At 67.7% G+C, this 18,113-nt stretch carries 17 protein-coding genes; 9 read left to right on the top strand and 8 right to left on the bottom strand.

What is annotated here, in order from left to right; translation table 11 throughout:
• Positions 1-50 precede the first annotated feature (50 nt).
• Positions 51-905, top strand: coding sequence for a hypothetical protein (locus H5V44_RS03200; protein WP_185191673.1), 855 nt, complete (start codon positions 51-53; stop codon positions 903-905).
• A 6-nt stretch (positions 906-911) separates the two neighbouring features.
• Here the strand turns inward: H5V44_RS03200 and H5V44_RS03195 are convergent, their stop codons facing one another.
• The 5 genes from H5V44_RS03195 to H5V44_RS03175 all read right to left on the bottom strand — a co-directional run bounded on the left by H5V44_RS03195 (position 912) and on the right by H5V44_RS03175 (position 7,577).
• Positions 912-1,625, bottom strand: coding sequence for an ABC transporter ATP-binding protein (locus H5V44_RS03195; protein WP_185191672.1), 714 nt, complete (start codon positions 1,623-1,625; stop codon positions 912-914).
• Positions 1,626-1,747: 122 nt separating this feature from the next.
• Entirely contained in the window at positions 1,748-3,175 is a 1,428-nt protein-coding gene (locus H5V44_RS03190; protein WP_185191671.1) for an ABC transporter substrate-binding protein, read from the bottom strand.
• Positions 3,176-3,551: 376 nt separating this feature from the next.
• The gene (locus tag H5V44_RS17755; RefSeq protein WP_185191670.1) at positions 3,552-4,523 is read right to left on the bottom strand and encodes an ATP-binding cassette domain-containing protein; all 972 of its coding nucleotides are present in this window, start codon (positions 4,521-4,523) and stop codon (positions 3,552-3,554) included.
• Positions 4,520-6,223 carry an ABC transporter permease subunit gene (locus tag H5V44_RS03180; RefSeq protein ID WP_185191669.1) on the bottom strand — a complete coding sequence of 568 codons (1,704 nt, stop codon included), beginning with the start codon at positions 6,221-6,223 and terminating at the stop codon, positions 4,520-4,522. The genes H5V44_RS17755 and H5V44_RS03180 overlap by 4 nt, the downstream gene beginning before the upstream one ends.
• Before the next feature lie 4 nt (positions 6,224-6,227).
• Positions 6,228-7,577: a branched-chain amino acid ABC transporter permease gene (locus H5V44_RS03175; protein ID WP_185191668.1), complete on the bottom strand. Its 1,350-nt coding sequence runs from the start codon at positions 7,575-7,577 to the stop codon at positions 6,228-6,230.
• A 376-nt stretch (positions 7,578-7,953) separates the two neighbouring features.
• Here H5V44_RS03175 and H5V44_RS03170 point away from each other — a divergent pair, with 376 nt between their 5' ends.
• The 4 genes from H5V44_RS03170 (at position 7,954) to H5V44_RS03155 (ending at position 11,750) form a co-directional block, all read left to right on the top strand.
• Positions 7,954-9,021, top strand: coding sequence for an NAD(P)/FAD-dependent oxidoreductase (locus H5V44_RS03170; RefSeq protein WP_185191667.1), 1,068 nt, complete (start codon positions 7,954-7,956; stop codon positions 9,019-9,021).
• A 366-nt stretch (positions 9,022-9,387) separates the two neighbouring features.
• Positions 9,388-9,813: a GlcG/HbpS family heme-binding protein gene (locus H5V44_RS03165; RefSeq protein WP_185191666.1), complete on the top strand. Its 426-nt coding sequence runs from the start codon at positions 9,388-9,390 to the stop codon at positions 9,811-9,813.
• 117 nt (positions 9,814-9,930) lie between these two features.
• A complete protein-coding gene (locus H5V44_RS03160) occupies positions 9,931-11,364 on the top strand; it encodes an MATE family efflux transporter (protein WP_185191665.1) in 1,434 nt (477 codons plus the stop codon).
• A gap of 101 nt (positions 11,365-11,465) precedes the next feature.
• On the top strand, positions 11,466-11,750 hold the full coding sequence (locus tag H5V44_RS03155) for a DUF7545 family protein (protein ID WP_185191664.1): 285 nt from the start codon (positions 11,466-11,468) through the stop codon (positions 11,748-11,750).
• A gap of 101 nt (positions 11,751-11,851) precedes the next feature.
• Here the strand turns inward: H5V44_RS03155 and H5V44_RS03150 are convergent, their stop codons facing one another.
• Complete coding sequence (locus H5V44_RS03150; RefSeq protein ID WP_185191663.1) at positions 11,852-12,697, bottom strand: ZIP family metal transporter; 846 nt, start codon at positions 12,695-12,697, stop codon at positions 11,852-11,854.
• 146 nt (positions 12,698-12,843) lie between these two features.
• Between H5V44_RS03150 and H5V44_RS03145 the strand changes: the two genes are divergently transcribed.
• The 3 genes from H5V44_RS03145 to H5V44_RS03135 all read left to right on the top strand — a co-directional run bounded on the left by H5V44_RS03145 (position 12,844) and on the right by H5V44_RS03135 (position 14,032).
• Positions 12,844-13,314: a YbaK/EbsC family protein gene (locus H5V44_RS03145; protein ID WP_185191662.1), complete on the top strand. Its 471-nt coding sequence runs from the start codon at positions 12,844-12,846 to the stop codon at positions 13,312-13,314.
• Positions 13,315-13,525: 211 nt separating this feature from the next.
• Entirely contained in the window at positions 13,526-13,699 is a 174-nt protein-coding gene (locus H5V44_RS03140) for a hypothetical protein (protein ID WP_185191661.1), read from the top strand.
• A 93-nt stretch (positions 13,700-13,792) separates the two neighbouring features.
• A complete protein-coding gene (locus H5V44_RS03135; RefSeq protein WP_185191660.1) occupies positions 13,793-14,032 on the top strand; it encodes a DUF7543 family protein in 240 nt (79 codons plus the stop codon).
• A gap of 54 nt (positions 14,033-14,086) precedes the next feature.
• Here H5V44_RS03135 and H5V44_RS03130 read toward each other — a convergent pair whose 3' ends face one another.
• A complete protein-coding gene (locus tag H5V44_RS03130) occupies positions 14,087-14,872 on the bottom strand; it encodes a CBS domain-containing protein (RefSeq protein WP_185191659.1) in 786 nt (261 codons plus the stop codon).
• Positions 14,873-14,918: 46 nt separating this feature from the next.
• The gene (locus tag H5V44_RS03125; RefSeq protein WP_185191658.1) at positions 14,919-16,400 is read right to left on the bottom strand and encodes a DHH family phosphoesterase; all 1,482 of its coding nucleotides are present in this window, start codon (positions 16,398-16,400) and stop codon (positions 14,919-14,921) included.
• A 209-nt stretch (positions 16,401-16,609) separates the two neighbouring features.
• On the opposite strand from H5V44_RS03125, the gene H5V44_RS03120 reads away from it, so the two are divergent.
• A complete protein-coding gene (locus H5V44_RS03120; RefSeq protein WP_185191657.1) occupies positions 16,610-18,067 on the top strand; it encodes a DHH family phosphoesterase in 1,458 nt (485 codons plus the stop codon).
• The last annotated feature ends 46 nt before the right edge of the window (positions 18,068-18,113 follow it).

The following is an 18,113-nucleotide window of genomic DNA, read 5'->3' as shown; positions in this document are numbered from 1 at the left end:
GGCTCCCGTCGCGGAAACTTTCATACCGATCCCACCCACAGCCGAAGGTGATGAGCGGCATCGGGTTCCTCGACCGCCTCCGACAGCCCCAGTACACCGGCGAGAACCGGTGTACGCCGTGTACCGTCGTCAACGCCGGCATCGCGGTGGTCGCGGCGCTCGGGGTCGGCGCAGCCGTCACGCCGGCCGGTCCCGAGGTGGCTGTGCTGCTCGCCGGCGGCGCGCTCTCGGCCTTCGCCGGCGTCATCTACCTCCGCGGTTACCTGGTTCCGGGAACGCCGTGGCTGACGGAGCGGTACTTCCCCGACTGGCTCCTCCGCCGGTTCGAGCACGGGGACGGCCCGGTCGACACCCGGGCTGCCGACGAGGACACAGCCGCCGGAGCGGAGGCCGCTCCGGAAGTCGACGTCGAGGGGATCCTGCTGGAGGCCGGGGCAGTGACCGAGTGTGACGACGTGGACGACCTCTGTCTCGCCGACGGCTTCCGGACGGCGTGGCGCGACGCGGTCGAACAGGTGCGGAGCGCCGAGGAAAGCCGGGCCGAGATAGCCAGGGTGCTGGACGCGGATCCGGATCGGCTGTCGGTCGAGGAGTACGAGGAGGCGTTTCTGGCACGCCTGGACGGGCGGCGCGTGGGACTGTGGGAGTCCCGCGCCGCGTTCCTCGCGGACGTGGCCGCCGCGAACGTCCTCCGGGAGCGCTACGAGGGGTGGGCCTCCCTCGACGGATCGTCCCGGGTACAGGTGCTCTCCGGACTGCGGCTCTTCATCGAACGCTGCCCGTCGTGCGACGGTCCGGTGACGATCGACCAGTCCGTCGTCGAATCGTGCTGCCGCTCGCTCGACGTCCTCGCGGTGACCTGCCAGGACTGCGGCGCCCGGCTGTTCGAGATCGAGGAGCCGTGAGGGCCGTCAGGCGCCGGCCTGGCCGAGGTACAGCTCCTGGATCTCGTCGCTGTCGAGCAGCTCCTCGCCGGTGCCGACGAAACTGTTCTCGCCTTGGTCGAGGACGTAGCCGCGGTCGGAGTACCGCAGCGCCTGCCGGGCGTTCTGCTCGATCATCAGGACCGCCGTCCCCTGGTTTTTGATGCGCTGGATGCGTTCGAACATCTCCTCGACGAGGTCCGGCGCGAGGCCCGCGCTGGGCTCGTCGACCAGCAGGATGTCCGGGTCGATCATCAACCCGGCGCCCATCGCGACCATCTGCTGTTGGCCGCCGCTCATCTTCCCGACCTTCTGGTTCTGGCGTTCCTCGAGAATCGGGAACCGGTCCCACACCGTCTGGTAGTCGGCGTCGTCGACGTCCTCCTTGGTGTAGGCGCCCATTTCGAGGTTCTCCCGAACGGTGAGGTTCGGGAAGATGTTGTTCCGCTGTGGGACGTAGCTGGCGCCTTCCTTCGTGATCTCGTGTGGGGGATAGTTCGTCACTTCCTGGCCGTCGAGGACGACCTTGCCGTCCCAGCAGTCGATCAGGCCGAAGATGCCCTTCATGAACGTCGACTTCCCGGCCCCGTTGGGGCCGATGATACAGACCATCTCCTCGGGTTCGACTTCGAGGTCGACGCCGTGGACGATCTCCGCGTCTCCGTACCCCGTCACGAAGTTCGACACTTCGAGGATTCCCATTTGTGAGGCCTCCGTTGTCGTAGCTACTCAAAGTACCGGTTAGCCGCGGCTCGCGCTCGACGGGTTTCCCACGTCTACTGGTTCTGCCGGTCCGATAAAGGATCGGACCGGGACGTCGATCCCTACTCGCAGTACTTCGACAGCATCTCGTCGCTGTACAGCTTGCCCTCGAAGTAACTCGCGGGGATCGACGTGACGCGTTCGACGTCGATGCCGCCGTCGCCGGACACGAGGCGGTTGCCCGAGAACCGGTTGTACGGCTCCTTGAAGCAGTTCAGGTTGGCGTTCGACGACGCGCCTTGGTAGTTGATCTCCTCGCCCTCGTCGAGGAGCTGTTTTGCCTTCTCGAACCCGTCGGCGCCGGCGAAGACCTCCTCACCCGGCGGCCGCGAGACCGACTTGATGTTCCGCGCGATGGCGGTGCCGGTGAACTCGCCCGCCTTGTGGGCGGCCAGGCCGGTGAGCATCGCCGAGTCGTAGGAGTGATGGGAGAACGTCGTCGGCTCCTGGTCCATCCGCTCCTGCAGCGCCTCGTTGAAGTACTCGTAGGAAGGGGTGCGGTTCGGCCGGACCGTCGTGATGTAGGAGTCGGCCACGATGTTCGACAGGTCGTTGAACAGGTCCTGCAGGAACATCGACTCCGACATCAGGAGGGTGCCGCCGTAGCCGCCGCGGTTCCACTGCTTCAGGATCGACCGGCCGTTGGCCGGGTAGACGACGAGCCCGAACACGTCGGGATCGTCGGCGAACACCTTGTCCAGCGCCGACGAGTAGTCGCTGGTCTGCTTTGCGACGGGCACCATCGCGGTCGTCTCGCCCTCGAAGGCGGCTTTCGCCTTCCGGGCCAGCCCCGCGCCGTATGGGTTGTCGACGTGCATAAACGCCGCCGAGTCGGCGCCGATGGTCTCGTTCATCACCCGGCCCATCGCGATGCCCTGCGCACCGTCGTTGGGCGAGGTGCGGCCCATATACTTCAGGAGGCCGTCGTCGGTCTCGACCCACCCCTGCCTGGCGAGGGTCGGGGAGGTGGTCCCGTTGCCCATCTGCATGATCTCGTTGTCCGCGGCGATGGGCGCGAGCGTCGCCGAGACGCCGCTGGACCACGTGCCGACGAACGCCTCGATGTTCTCGTTGCTGATGACCGTCTGGAGCTTCGATGCGGCGCGTGACGGCTTCGTCTCCGTGTTCCGGTTGATGGCGGTGAACTGTCGGCCGTCGAGGATGCCGCCGGCGCTGTTCATATCCTCCACGGCGAGGTTGAAGCCGGCCTGCTGCCCCGGACCGAACGCCCCGCCCGCCCCGGAGAGCGGACAGAACGATGCGAACGGAATGGCGTCACCGCCGCCGCTGTCGCTGGACTGCGTCGTGGTCATCTCGCCGCCGCCACTCTCGGTTTCGGTGTCGGCCTCGGTGTCGGCTTCCTCGTCGCCGCCACCACCGCCGCCGCCACCGGAGCATCCCGCGAGCGCGGAGACGCCGCCTGCGGTCATCGCGAGATAATGTCGACGGTTGATACGACTTCCGTTGGGGTTCTCGTTGTCCTCAGACATAACAATCACCGGTACGGTTGCTCGTCGCGTTCGTCGTCTGCAACATCTGGACGCATCACCGTGATGTATCGTAACATACTGAAGGAACTTATGTATTTACACCGACAGAGGATTTGAGTCACGAAAGACACGATGGTGTCACGGTGTGGTGGGCGTTTGTCGTCGTTTCGACTGGTTCCCGAGCGCTTCCGGCGGTGCCGCACGGACGCGCGGCACACCGGGCGGCGGGCGACCGCGCGAGTGGAGTATCTGCGGCCCGAACCGGCGGGCGCGGGTGGCGGGGCCGCGCGGCGGAAGGCGGAGCGACCCGGGGAGATCGTCGCTGCGAGGGGCGGGACAGCCCGTCACGGGCGTCAGCGGCGACCACCCGATCCGGTCACCCGCCGAGGTAGGATTCAAGCACCTGCTGGTTCTGTTGGATCTCCTCGGGCGGCCCTTCGGCGATCTTCTGTCCCTCGGCCATCGCCACGATCCGGTCGCTGATCTCCATTATGACGTCCATCTCGTGTTCGACGATGCAGAAGCCGTAGCCCTCGTCCCGCATCGACGTGATGACGTCCATGATCCGGTCGGTGAGCGCGGGGTTGACGCCCGCGACCGGCTCGTCGAGCAGCACCAGATCCGGATCCAACATCAGCACGCGGCCGAGTTCGAGCAGCTTCCGCTGCCCGCCGCTGAGGTTGCCGGCCTCCTCGTCGCGGAGGTGATCGAGTTCGAGGAGGTCGATGATCTCCTCGGCCTCCGCGCGGAGCTCCCGTTCGTTTTCCGCGACCGCGTCGCGCCGGGCGACCGCGTTGACGAGGTTCTCGCCCGTCTGATCCTGTGGCGCGAGTAGCAGGTTCTCGAGCACCGTCATCTCGGTGAGTTCCCGCGTGATCTGGAAGGTCCGGATCATCCCCCGCTGTGCGAGCTGGAACGGCCGGGAGTGTTTGACGTCGTCACTCCGGTTCCGGTAGGCGCCCTGCCCGAGGTAGAGGCCGACGCCGGCACCGGCCCCGACGACCGCGCCGCCGGCCAGGACGCCGGGCGAGGCGCCGTACAGCACCCGGCCGACGCCGAGTCCGAAGAGCCCGATACTCGTGGCGGAGGCGCTGGTCCAGATCGACCGCTCGGCCGACGACGGTCGCATGATCTCCTGGGTGTCGGTTCCCTTGAACCGGACCGTGCCGCTCGTCGGCTTGTAGAACCCGCTGAGGAGGTTGAACGTCGTCGTCTTGCCCGCGCCGTTCGGGCCGATCAGTCCGGTTATTTTCCCTTCCTCGAGCTCGAAGGAGACGCCGTCGACGGCGGTGATGCCGCCGAACTTCTTCCGCAGGTCCTCGACTTCGAGGAGCGGTGCGTCGCTCACTGGTCGCTCACCTCCGTTCGTGACCGCTCGCCCATCAGTCCCTGCGGCCGGTAGTAGAGGATCAACAGGAACAGGACGCCCATCAGGACGAACCGGAACGCCTGGAAGTTCGTCCGGAGGTCGGTCGCGACGAACCCGGCCAGTTGGGTCGTCGCCGTCTGGAACGCCCAGAAGAGGAACGCGCCGACGATCATCGCCCGGTTGTTGCCGACGCCGCCGAGGAACATGATCAAAAGCGCGATGAACGTCACGCGCGGGGCGAACATCGTGAACACGAGCACCTGGAAGTACATCGCCGCCAGCGCGCCCGCGAGGCCGCCGAGCGCCGACCCCAGCGCCATACTCTGGATCTTGAACAGGAACGGGTCCTTCCCCAGGGAGTTGACGACGCGTTCGTCGTTGCGAACCGCCCGGAGGACGCGACCGAACGGGGACTCGACGACCAGTTCCATCAGGTACAGCGAGGCAAGGAGGATGACGCCGAACAGGAACAGCGTGAACCGCGAGTAGCCGATCCGCGGCGTCTGTCCGGAGAACGACAGGATCCAGACCACGTTGTTGAACACCGTGGTCGCGGCGCTCATCAGGTTCCCGTTGAGCAGCGGTGTGAGCACCTGGATCGGGTAGTACCAGATGATGCCGAACCAGACGCCGGTGAACAGGCCGTATCTGAACGGCCGCGCGGAGAACCGCGACCAGTTCCGGCGGAGATACACCGTCGTGCCGATGACGGCCGCGAACGCGGCCAGCGTCAGCGGCACCCAGACCGTGACGGAGTCGAGGTAGAACATCGGCGCCAGCGCCAGCATAAAGCCGGTTCCCAGCGCGAGGGTCGCGACGTAGTCGATCCCGTCGAAGTTCGTGTAGCTGTTGATGCCCGCAAGCAGGACGAGCCAGGTGTACACGGACACGACGGTCCCGACGGCCAGGAGGCCCACGCGGGTGTTGATCGCGACCACGACGGCGGTGGCGACGGCGACGATGGCGCCGGCCAGGGCGGCCATCCGGAACTGCGTCGTCGCCTCAAAGCCGACGGCCTCCGACTCCGCGACGCCCCCGTCGGGCGAGGCGCCCGTCCGCTCGGTTCCGAGCAGGCGTTCGGTTCCGAGCAGGCCGACGGCGTACAGCGTGTCGGTCCCCCCGCCGACGACCGACCGATCGGCCGCTTCGAGGATCTCCCGGATCCGCCCGAGCCCCAGCGTCGTCAGCGTCCAGACCGTCCCGCAGATGAGCGCGATGATGACGAGTCCCCCGATGGACTGGCCGTCGACCGGGAACCGGCCGATGATCGGCGGGGTGATGCCGCGGAGCGCATCGGGCCCGTTGGCGAGCCACGTCTCCGCTTGGACGATCCGCTGGAAGATGGTTGCGATTCCCAACACCGTGATCGCGAGGTAGTCCTCCCGGAGCCGAAGCGTCGGCAACGCGACGAACGCCCCGACGATGCCCGCGACGACCATCGCCGCCAGGACGCCGACCACCCACGGGAGGTCCAGCCCGAAGAGGTACACCGTGTCGGGGCCGCCCACGTCACCGGGTATCACCAGGAGAGCGGCCGTGTACGCGCCGATCAGATAGAACCCGACGTGACCGAAGTCGAGCAGCCCGGTGTGTCCGTACTTGATGTTCATCCCGAGCGCCAGGATCGAGTAGAACATCGCGAGCACGACCAGGGACACGAGGATGTCAGCGGTCGCCATTATGTCACCCCGTGATCCCCTCTGGTTTGATAAGCAGGACCAGTATCAGCACCACGAACGCCATCGGGGTGCGGTACGTCGCGCCCAACGGCAGCGCGAAGATCCCGATTTCCATCGCCAGCCCGACGATGTAGCTGCCGACCAATGCGCCGTATATCGTGATGCCGCCGACGATGACTGCGGCGAACATCGGTAACAGGATGAAAAATCCCATCGTTATCTTGAGCGTTCCGAACAGGACGCCGAGCGTGGCGCCGCCGATCCCCGCGTACAGCCCGGCGAGCACCCAGACGCCCATCGTCACCTGCCCGACGTCGATGCCGCGGATCTCCGCGAGATCGCGGTTGTCGCTGGTCGCCCGCATCGCCTTGCCGAGCTTCGTCGCGCGCAGCAGCGTGTGAAGCAGCCCCATCATCGCGAGCGCCAGCACGATGATGAAGGCGTTGAGCACCGAGAGCTTGACCCGGGTACCGTAGATCGGACTCCGGGGGACCGAGGCGGGCGTCCCCGCCACGATCCCGACGGCCGCGAACGCGATCAGGCCGACGATCGACCCGAGCAGGTACGGCCCGAGGATCGCCCGCGTGCCCCGCCGGAACCGGTAGCCGGCGTAGCCGACGGCGACGGCCGCGACCAGCATCAGGAGGAAGCTCACCCACGAGTAGAACCCGTTGAAAAGCACCGCTTCACTGACCGGGTCGCTGATGCGCATCAGGAACCCACCCCCGGTGAAGTACAGGTCGAAGAACTTCACGACGACCATGTTCACCGAGCTACCGAAGAGCTCCAGTTCCGGCTGCAGCGAGTAGCTGCGGGTGGTGCTGCCGAAGATCGCCTGGACGGTGAACCGGAGCACGAACGACATCGCCAGCGACACCACGAGCATCATCGCCAGCGAGATGTCCTTCGCGCGGAACTTCCCGAAGACGTACCGTTCCTGCAGCGGCCCGAGGGCGGCGACGACCACGCCCGAGAACAGCATCCCCGCGATGATCGACGGGAGCCCGAGCGCGGCGATGGCGCCGACGACCGCCCCGAGGCCGACGTGGACCACGAGCGCGGCAGGCCGGGGCACGTCGATCGGCCAGAACGACCCCAGCAACGCGTCGACGCCACCGAGCATGTAGATTGTCCCGAGCGTCGAGAGGATCCCGAGCGCGAAGAGGACGACCAGTCCACCTGTCGTCGGCGACTGTCCGCCCGTGGTCAGCACGTCGAGGAGGGGGACGTTTCCGGGTTTGTTTATCAACAGGGCCATATACGCGCCCAGGGTGAGCAGGTCGCCGTGGGCGAAGTTCGGGACTTCAGCGATGCTGTAGACCATCGAAAGCCCGATCGCGCCGAGCGCGACCATACTCCCCGTTGCGATGCCGTTTACGATAGCTTGTAGGAGTGCAGTATCCGGCGGCACAAGTTACGATAGACCGAGATACTGTCGTACAATAAATGCTCCGACGAACATACGCAATGCGAGATGACGAGGCCGGACGGGACCCCGACGGAGACGGGACGGACAGGCCATCGTCCCCGTGTCGGAGGTTTCGGTGCGGTAACGGAGGTTCGCGAACGACAGACGACCGCTCTCCCGACCGAACGGACGGTCCGCGGCGTACGCTTCGTGGCGTCCCGAGTCCGGAACCGGTCCGTCCCACGGTGGCTGCCGTCCGTGGATTGTCGGGGCGCCGCACGACAGCGGAACGTAAAAGAGTCCCTCTCCCGAAGGTACCAGTATGAAAACGGACGCCGACGAGGTCGTCGACCACCGACCGCTCATCGTCGCCGGTTCGGGGATCGCGGGGCTGTCGGCCGCGATCTACGCCGGGCGCTCGAACAACGATCCCCTGGTTTTCGAGGGTGACGAGCCGGGCGGTCAGCTCACGCTCACCACCGAGGTCGACAACTACCCGGGCTTCCCGGAGGGGATCTCCGGCCCGGAGCTCATCCAGAACATGAAGTCCCAGGCCGAGCGCTTCGGCGCCGACATCGAAAACGGGATCGTCGAAGACGTCGAGACGGGTGAGCGCCCGTTCACCGTGACCCTGAACAACGGCGACGTCTACACCGCCGACGCCGTCATCGCGGCCTCGGGTGCCTCGGCGCGGACGCTCGGGATCCCCGGCGAGGACGAACTGATGGGGTACGGCCTCTCGACGTGTGCGACCTGCGACGGCGCCTTTTTCCGCGGGGAGGACATCCTCGTCGTCGGCGGCGGCGACGCCGCGATGGAGGAGGCGAACTTCCTCACCAAGTTCGCAGACACCGTCTACATCGCCCACCGCCGCGAGGAGTTCCGCGCGGAGGACTACTGGATCGACCGCGTGACGGAGAAGGTCGAGGACGGCGAGATCGAGATCATGCGCAACACCGAGGTGACCGAACTCCACGGCAGCAGGGAGGCGGGCCTCGACCACGTGACGCTTGTCTCTCACCCCGAGGGCCACCCCAAGGAGAAGCTCGACGACCCCGACACCGAGACCGTCGAGTTCGAGGCCGGCGCGGTGTTCTACGCCATCGGCCACACCCCGAACACCGAGTACCTGGAGGGGACCGGCGTCGACCTCGACGACGCGGGGTACATCCGGACGCAGGGCGGCACCGGCGGCGGGCAGACCGCCACCGACGTCGACGGCATCTTCGGCGCCGGCGACGTGGTCGACTTCCACTACCAGCAGGCCTCGACCGCCGGCGGGATGGGCGTGAAGGCCGCCCTCGACGCCGACGACTACCTCGAAGAGTTGGAGCGCGACGCGCGGGCCGAAGCGAGTGGCGACGTGGCGGCCGCCGAGAGCGACGACTAACACCCATCTTTTTTATTGCGGGCCTCGCGCCGCCTCCGGCGTTCACGAGAGCTACGCTCTCGTAAGCCAACCAGAACGCACCGCGTTCTGGTGACGGCGCTCAACCCGCAGAAAAAATCTGGACAAAAAACCGCTCGCCAGTAGCGAGCGGTCAACGCCGCGCGACGCGCGGCGATGCTCGGCTCAGATGTTCGGTACGGCCACCTGTGAAAGAATATGGGTTTATTATACTTGTCCTGACAGATCGTCCACGTCCGCAACCGCGACGGTTGTTGTTTCGGTGATAATTTAATAGTCAGTAGTATTCCCCCACGTCGTTTAGCCCGCCTCGACGAGCAGATGCTGTTGCGGTTGCGGAATCCAATTATGGTTGACAGAGTCACACTCGACGAGGCGAAAGAACTGATCGCGGCCGCCGAGGAGAAGGCCAACGAGATCGACAACCCGATGGTCATCACGGTGGCCAACGACGAGGGGAACCTGGTCGCACAACACCGGATGGACGGCGCGTGGCTGGCGTCGGTATCGATCTCCCGGAACAAGGCGTACACGTCGGCGGCGCTCGACATGCCGACCCACGAGCTCGCGGAGCCGTCCGAACCGGGGAACTCCCTGTACGGGCTCCAGACCACCGACGAAGGTCGGATCGTGATCTTCGGCGGCGGCTACCCGCTCGAACGCGACGGCGAGGTCGTCGGCGCGATCGGCGTCTCCGGCGGAGCGGTCTCGCAGGACCGCGAGGTCGCCGAGGCGGGCGTCGACCGGTGGGAGGCGCTCGTCGACGGCGCGTAGGCCCCGCGCTCGCCGCCGAATCGGCGTCGAACTGACGCGATCCGGAGTTCATTCACGCGGTGGGTGTCCCCACCGGTCGATCCGGGAACGGAAGCGATTAGCCGCGGGCGCCGCTGAATGAAAACTGTGTCACGGCTCCGCCGAACCGGGTCGGCACTCGCCCGGAGCCTCGCGAACGCAGGCGTCATCGAGGAGCCGCGGCTCCACGCGACGGTCGATCTGGCGTGGCCGCGGATCGTCACCGGCTTCGCGATCATGTCCAAGCGGACGGTCGACCTGGCGCTCGTCGGCATCGTACTCGGTCCGGCGGCCGTCGCGGGGCTGACGCTCGCGAACGCCTTCTGGACGGTCGCGAAGTTCCTCGCGATCGGACTGGCCGGCGGCACGGTCTCGCTGGTCTCGCAGAACTACGGCGGCGACGACGTCGGCCGCGCGTCCACGGTCGTCCGGCTGAGCGTGCTGCTCGCGGTCGTGGTCGGGGTTCCGGCGGCGACGGTCCTCGGCGTCGCCGCCGAACCGCTGGTGGGGCTCCTCGGCGAGGACCCCGCGAGCATCGGCTACGGCGCGACGTACCTCGCCGTCGTGGCGCCCGGGCTACTGTTCGAGTATCTGAACCTGATCGCCAGTCGCACGTACGCGGGCGTGAGCGACACCGTGACGCCGATGGTGGTCCGGGCCGGCGGCGCGGTCGCCAACATCGCGCTGTCGGCGGGGTTCGTTTTAGGGCTGGATATGGGCGTCGCGGGCGCGGCGCTCGGGACGACGCTCGCGACCGCCCTGGTGACTGTCGTGTTCGCGTGGGGGATGATGGGCCGGAACTACGTCCGCGGCCGGGGGGCCAGTCCCGTCCCCCTCACCCGATCCGGCCCCTGGATGGACGCCGACCTCCTCCGGCAGATCGGGTCGGTTTCGGCCCCACTCGTCGCCCGCCGGGCCGCACAGGGGCTCGTGGTGTTTCCCCTGCTGGCGATCGCCGCGACGTTCGGTCCGGTGGCCGTGGCCGCCATCGGCGTCGGGCGCCAGGTCCGGGCGCTGCTCGGGAGCTTCTCGTGGGGCTTTTCGATCGCCGCCTCGACGCTCGTGGGCCAGGAGCTCGGCGGGGGCGCGGAGGGCGAAGCCGAGGCCTACGGCTGGGGGATCGTCCGGCTGTCGGCGCTGGTGTACGTGATCGCGGCGGCGGTGGTCGTGGCGTTCGGCGACCCGATCGCGGGGATCTTCGTCGACGACCCGGCCAACCGGGAGCTGTCGGCGCAGTTCGTCCGGGTCGCGGCGGTGAGCGTCGTCGCGCTCGGGATCGACGGGTCTGTCACCGGCGCGCTCCGGGGCGCGGGTGATACGCGGGTGCCGTTCGTCGCCGCGCTGTCGGGGCTGTACCTCGCCGCGGTGCCGCTCGCGTGGCTCGGCACCGTCGTGCCCGCCCTCGGGATCGGCGGGCTGTTGCTCGCGCTGCTCGCGGAGACGGCGGTGCCGATGGTGGTGAACCTCCGGCGGTTCCGGTCGAACCGCTGGAAGGCTATCAGCCGGGACTACCGGCCGAACGTGGGCGATTGAGACGGGTCGCTCGACGGAGGTGTCACGGTCCCCGAACGCTGTGATGTCCCGCCCGCGCCCGATTCCCACAGACCCTTAAGCCGAGCCGCCACAGTACCAGTATGGTTGCAACTGAAACCTACACGATCGAAGCGCCGAACGGCGACGCCGAGGAGATCGAGCTTCCCGAAGGTCTCGCCGACGTGTTCACCGAACAGGGCGAGTCCACGACAGCGGTCGTCGGGGACCTCCTCGTCCAGTCGTTCGCCCAGCAGGCCCACGCGGTCGTCCACCACAGCCAGGGCGACACGCCCGCGGACCTGGAATCGCTGAACGAGAAGATGGAGGAGCTCTTCGAGGAGCGGTTCGGGATGTCCCTCGACGAGGCGATGGGCCACAGCCACTGATACGGATTGTTGTAGTCAATTGCCGGTCATCGCCGACCCCGTCTCCGGCGATGACCGGTAAGTAGTCACAATGATCCGTATGAGACATCCCCTCGAAGCCGCTACACGAGGAGCAACGGTACCATCGCCACGACGCCCGCGGTGAACCCGCCGACAAGCTCCCGCCGCCCGCCGTTCGGGAGGGTCGAGCCGATCTCGCGGGCCTCCGGAAGGAACTCCGTGATCACTAGGTAGATCATCGCCCCCGCGGCGAACCCGAACCCTGCAGGCAGAAGCTCCCGGGCGACACGCACGAAGTAAAACGCCAGGACCGCCCCGATGGGTTGCGGGAGGCTGGAGAACACCGACCACTGGACGAGTTTCCAGTCGGGGACGCCCATCGACCGGAGCGGGATCGAGATCGCGACCCCTTCGGGGACGTTGTGGATCGAAATGGCGACCGTCATAAACACCGCCAGAAGCGGTACCGCGACCCCGAACACCTCGGTTCCGCCCGCGATCCCGAGGTCGGCGAACGACACCCCGACGGCGACCCCCTCCGGGAAGGAGTGGACGGTGAGCACGCCCAGGATGAGCACCAACCGCCTGAAGTCCGCCTCGGCGTACTCGCCGGGGTCGACGTCCGTAGCCTCGATGATGTCGTGGGCGACGAAGACGACGACGGCGCCCGCGAGCAGTCCACCCACGAGGAGGAGCCACACCCGCTGTGGGACGCTCGTAACCGAAACCCCCTGCGAGGACACGCGAACGGACGGGCCGAGCGCCTCGAACACCAGCCCGAACACCGACGCCGAGAGCATAATCCCGGAGGCGACCCCCCAGAGCGCGACGTTCCAGCGGTCGCTCACCTCCGAGAAGATGAGAAAGGGGACGGCGCCGATCCCCGTCGCCAACGCGGTGAGAAGTCCCGCGAGGAAAACGAACCCGAGGGCCCAGAGGTCCACCATACCCGACAGTACCCCCTGGCCCGGGAAGAAACTTTCACATTTCCGATACTTTCGGCGCCCCTAAACCCTCGGAGCAGCTGCGACCGTCGCCGGACCCGGCTCGGCGTCCCGAAGCGCTCTTGTGGACGGTCCCGGATTCCGTTCGTATGGACGGAACTGCCGAGGAGTTCCGCAGGCGGGCGACGGATCGGTACGGTATCGACCCCGACGTGGAGACGTTTCCGGAGGGGACCGAAACCGCGGCGGACGCGGCGGCCGCCGTCGGCTGTGACGTCGCACAGATCGCGAGCAGCCTCGTCTTCGACGCCGATGGCGACCTCGTGGTGGTCGTGACAAGCGGTGCGAACCGCGTGTCGGAGCCGCGGTTGGCCGATCACGTCGGGGCCGACGGGGTGTCGATGGCCGCCCCGGGCCGGGTGAGAGACGTCGTCGGGTGGGCGGTCGGCGGGGTGCCGCCGATCTGCCACGACGCGGACCTGCCGGTCTACCTCGATTCGTCGCTGCTCGATCACGACACCGTGTGGGCGGCCGCCGGCGCACCGACCGCGGTGTTCCCGATCGCCCCGGCGGAACTCGCAGAACTGGCCGACGCCGACGCGATCGCGGTCTCGGAGTAGCTCACGCGAACGTCACGTCGGTGATCTCGAAGCGGGCGCCGCCCTCTCCAGTCTGTCACGGAGACGCTCCAGCCGCGGGCATCGGCGGTCCGGGAGACGATCGCGAGCCCGTAGCTGGTGCCGTCGGTGACGGTGGCGTATCCGGGCTCGATCCGCGCGTCCGGCGAATAAACCGGTGATTAACTAATACCGAACCGGCCGAGGTGCCCGTATGGATACCGTTCTCCCGACCGGGTTCGAGTGTACCGCGTGCCGATTTGAGCATCCCACCGATGCGGTACGGTACGACGAACTCGGTTACCCCGAGTGCCCGGCGTGTGGGGCACGAACCGGGCCGCTCGCCGGCCGGGAACCCGACGACTCCGTCGAGGGGGCCGCCAACTGAGACGCACTGACGGTTCGAGGGTCACCCCGGATCCGTTCGGGGAACGATCGGTCCGGAGCACGATATACAAACCCCGGGGCCGTAGCCCCGCGTATGGAGTGGACGCGGAGCCGCGAGAGTGAGACGCTCGTCGAGTGGACCCGAGCCGACGGGTATGCGACGGTGCGGCGGCGGCGCCGCCCGGACGGCGAGTGGGTCGTCAGGCTGGATCGGCTCCACCAGGCGCCGGAGGGGAGGGCGTACCGCTTCGAGCGCGTCGCCGACGAGTCCGAGGCGGTGGCGTTGCTCGAGGCGTGGAAGACGGAGCCGGGGGAGGGCTCGAACGATGGATAGGGCGGTAAAGGAGTGGAGCGGCCGCCATACGCTACCCGGGGACCGCGGGACGACTCACTCCTGGAGCCGCTCTGTCGTCTCGATCAGCGGGTGTCGGCCGTAGTCGACGATCTCGATGTCGTCGATCGATTCCAGGCCCTCCTTTTCGGCGGTCCGTTGCATCCCGAGGTCGACCCGCTCGTCGACGACGATGGTGGAGGCGTCCATCTCGTCGATGCCGAGCTGCGTGGCCGCCATCACGCGGTGGTGGCCGTCGGCCAGGACCAGTTCGCCCGCGTTGTCGATGACGACGAGCGGCTCGGCCAGCCCGCGTTCGAGTTCGTACTGTCTGCCTTCGAGTTCGTCGGCGTACACCCGCCCCTGCGTGGGGGTCAGATCCGCCAGGGCGACGCGGCGATGTTCCTGATGGAGCGACGTGTCGTGGATCTGTTCGAGGGTCCGCATCAGCTTCCCCACCTTCTCGGGGGTCGCACGCTCGATCTGCGAGCGGACCACGTCGGTGTTGGAGATGATACCGACCAGGTTGTCGGCGTCGTCGACGACGGGCAGCTTCTGGATCCCCGACCGCAGGATCACGCGGGCGGCGTCGATCACGTCCATCGCGGGGTGACCGACGACGATGTCCTCGGCCATTATCGTGAAGATGGGGTCGTCGTCGCCGACGAGCAGCAGGTCGCTTGCGGTCACGAACCCCTGGACCTTCCGGCCCTCCGAGACGGGGAACCCGTTGTGGCCCTCGTTCTCCTTGATCCGACGCGCAACGTCGGCGACGGTGTCCGTCGGCGAGACGGTCTGAACCTCGCGGGTCATATACTCCGAGACCTTCGGCCTCTCGGTCATTGGAGGCGGTACGCGACCACGGCGCAAAAGCGTGCTCCTCGCGGAGTCACCGCTCCCGGCCCCCCTCGAACCCCTCGAAGGGGAACTCGAAGGCCCAGTCGGTGTCGCGGTCGGGACCCAGCAGCGTCGTCGCGTCCTCGAGCGTCTCGAAGAGCCGGCCGGCGACGACGTCGGTGACCACCTCGGTCAACTCGTCCTCGGAGTCCTCGTCGGCGTCGTCGAGGATCCCGAGCGGGACCTGTGCGCCCGCCATATCCGCGTGTCCGCCGGCGCTACCGATCGAATCGAGCGCGTCCCGGAGGGTCTCCCCGAGGTCGACGTCCGTACCACGGGCGCGGCCGGAGACGTAGATCATCCCGTCTTTGAACCCGTAGACGACCGCGATCCGGATCCCGTTCATGGTCACCAGCCGGTCGGCGGCCTGCGCGAGGGCGTCGCGGTCGCGGACCGCACCGACGTTCGACGCCAGGGCGTCGCCGCGGACGTCGCGGTTGCGGATCGCCCGCGACAGCGTTTCAACGACTTCGGGGGTCATGCTCGGCGATTCGACGCGCTTCAGAACGGAGAGGTCGGCGCGGGACACCAGCCAGGCGGCGGCCTCGAAGTCGGCCGTCGAGACCTCACGCGCGAAGTCGTCAGTATCGATCCGGATCCCGAACAACAGGGCGGTCGCGAGCGACTCCCCGGGGGCGACATCCGCCCGGGAGAGGTAGTCCGCCACCAGCGTGCTCGTCGCGCCGATGTCGTGACGGAGGTCGACGAAGCGCGCCTCGACGGGGGCCCGCGGCGGGTGGTGGTCGACCACGATGTCGACTGTGGTATCCTCCGGGAGCCGGTCGTTGACGCCCGGCCGGGAGTGGTCGACTAACGCGACGCCGTCGTACCCCCGGAGCGGGTCGTCGGCACCGAGTACCACGAGATCGAGATCCAGGAGGTTCACCATCGCGCGGTTCTCCTGGTGGGAGATCTCGCCGAAGTAACACGCGTCGGCGTCGAGGCCGACGCAGTCCGCGACCCGGACCAGCCCGAGGGCGCTGGCGATCGCGTCGGGATCGGGGTTTTCGTGCATCACGACCGCGAGCCGACCGTCGATCCGCCGGAGCGTCGCATAGAGCCGCGTGAGGCGCTCGGCGCCGGTGCCGGTCGTGAGTTCCGCTACCCGGTTCGTGAGGATCCGGTCGGCGTCGATCACGCGGTCGGCGACCGCCGCGATCCGCGCTTCCGTCGCCGCGTCGGCAGCGAGGCCGGCGTACACGACCAGGTGGGCGTCGGGGTACGCCTCGCGTGCAGCCCTGGCGGCCGCGGCGTTCGTTTCCGCGTCCTCGCCCGCGACGAAGACGAGGTCCGCACGGTCGGGGTACTCAGAGGCGTCGTCCGGGTGGCCCCGCCTGTGTGTCACGTTCGGTCGACCGGTGTCGATCGGGGGCTGCTCCGGGGAAACGACCGTCAGATTGCCGGTGCGGACCGCGAGGCGGTCGATCACGCCGCCGAGGGATCCACAGAGCCCGAGAACCAGCCGGCGTTGCATACCCCGTCATCCGGACGCGCCCGCAAAAACCCTGCCGTCACGGACCCGTCGGTCGGGTGGGTAGGACGGCGACAGCCCGGCCAGCGCCCGGTGGTTCGGATCAGGACGCACGGACGGAGTCGACACACGGGGATCGAGCCGGCGCCGACCCGGGCCGACAGCGCCGAACGAGTGGTGTTAAGTGTCGCCCGGCACGAGATGGCGCCAGTATGAGCGCCGGGGCCACGACTTCGTCGATGTCGACCTACGCCATCCTGGGCTGCGGGAGCGTCGGCTACGCGGTGGCCGAGGACCTCGTCGCCGACGGGAAGGACGTCCTCATCTTCGACAAGGACGAGAGCCGCGTCGAATCCCTCCGCGATCAGGACCTCAACGCCAAGCGGACCGACATCACCGACCCCGACGTCGTCGAGGCCGTCGGGGACAGGGACGTGCTCCTCATCCTGGCGTCCGACGTCGAGGCGAACAAGGCGGCCGTCTCGGCGATCAGAGAGCGCGGGGGCGATCAGTTCATCGTCGCCCGCGCCTCCGACCCGGTCACCGAGGACGAACTCGCCGAGTTGGGCGCCGACGTCGTCGTCAACCCCTCGGAGGTCATCGCCGACTCCGCGCTGCGGTCGCTGGAATCCGGGGAGCTCGAGTACAAGGCAAAGCAGCTCGCGGAGATACTGGAAGGCGCCACCGACGGCCTGGCGGTGCTCACCCACGACAACCCCGACCCCGACTCGATCGCGTCGGCGGTCGCGCTGCAGGCCATCGCCCGGGAGCACGGCATCGACGCCGTCATCAACTACGAGGGCGAGATCGGCCACCAGGAGAACCGGGCGTTCGTCAACCTCCTGGGGATCGAACTGGTCCCCATCGGCGACGGCAAACCCCTCTCGGAGTACGGCGCGGTCGCGATGGTCGACCACGGGAAGTCCAGCGACGCGGAGTTCGACCCCGACGTCGACGTGGACATCTTCATCGACCGGTACGAGCCGGAAACCGAGGTCGGGGCGGCGTTCGCCGACATCCGGACCAACGTCTCCTCGACGTCGACGATCCTCACGAAATATCTTCAGGAGTTCGGGCTTTCTCCCACCGAGGCGGTGGCGACCGCGCTGCTGTACGGGATCCGCTCGGAAACGCTGGATTTCAAACGCGAGACGACGCCCGCCGACCTCACCGCGGCGGCGTACCTCCACCCGTTCGTCAACCACGATACCCTCGAACAGGTGGAGTCGCCGTCGATGTCGCCGGAGACGCTGGACGTGCTGGCGGAGGCCATTCAGAACCGCGAGGTGCAGGGCAGCCACCTCGTCTCGAACGCGGGGTTCATCCGCGACCGCGACGCCCTCGGCCAGGCCGCCCAACACCTCCTGAAGCTCGAGGGCATCACCACGACCGCGGTGTTCGGCATCTGCGACGATCGGATCTTCCTGTCGGCGCGCTCGAAGGACATCCGGATGAACATCGGGAACACCCTCGAGGACGCCTTCTCGGAGATCGGCGAGACCGGCGGGCACTCCACTCAGGGCGACGTGGAGATCCCGCTGGGGATCTTCACCGGAATCGAGACCAGCGACGACAACCGCGACACGCTGCTGCAGTTGACCGAGGAGGCCGTCCGGAGGAAACTGTTCCAAGCGATGGGCGTCGACAGCGATGCCGGGAACGGTGGGTAGCGGGATCGTTAGCGGTGCTGCGGGCGGATGGCGGCACCGACGGCGA

It is taken from the genome of Halobellus ruber (genome assembly GCF_014212355.1).
GTDB classification, from domain to species: domain Archaea; phylum Halobacteriota; class Halobacteria; order Halobacteriales; family Haloferacaceae; genus Haloquadratum; species Haloquadratum rubrum.
Note: the sequence above shows the minus strand (reverse complement) of the source record. Positions and strands in the feature narration are given on the sequence as shown.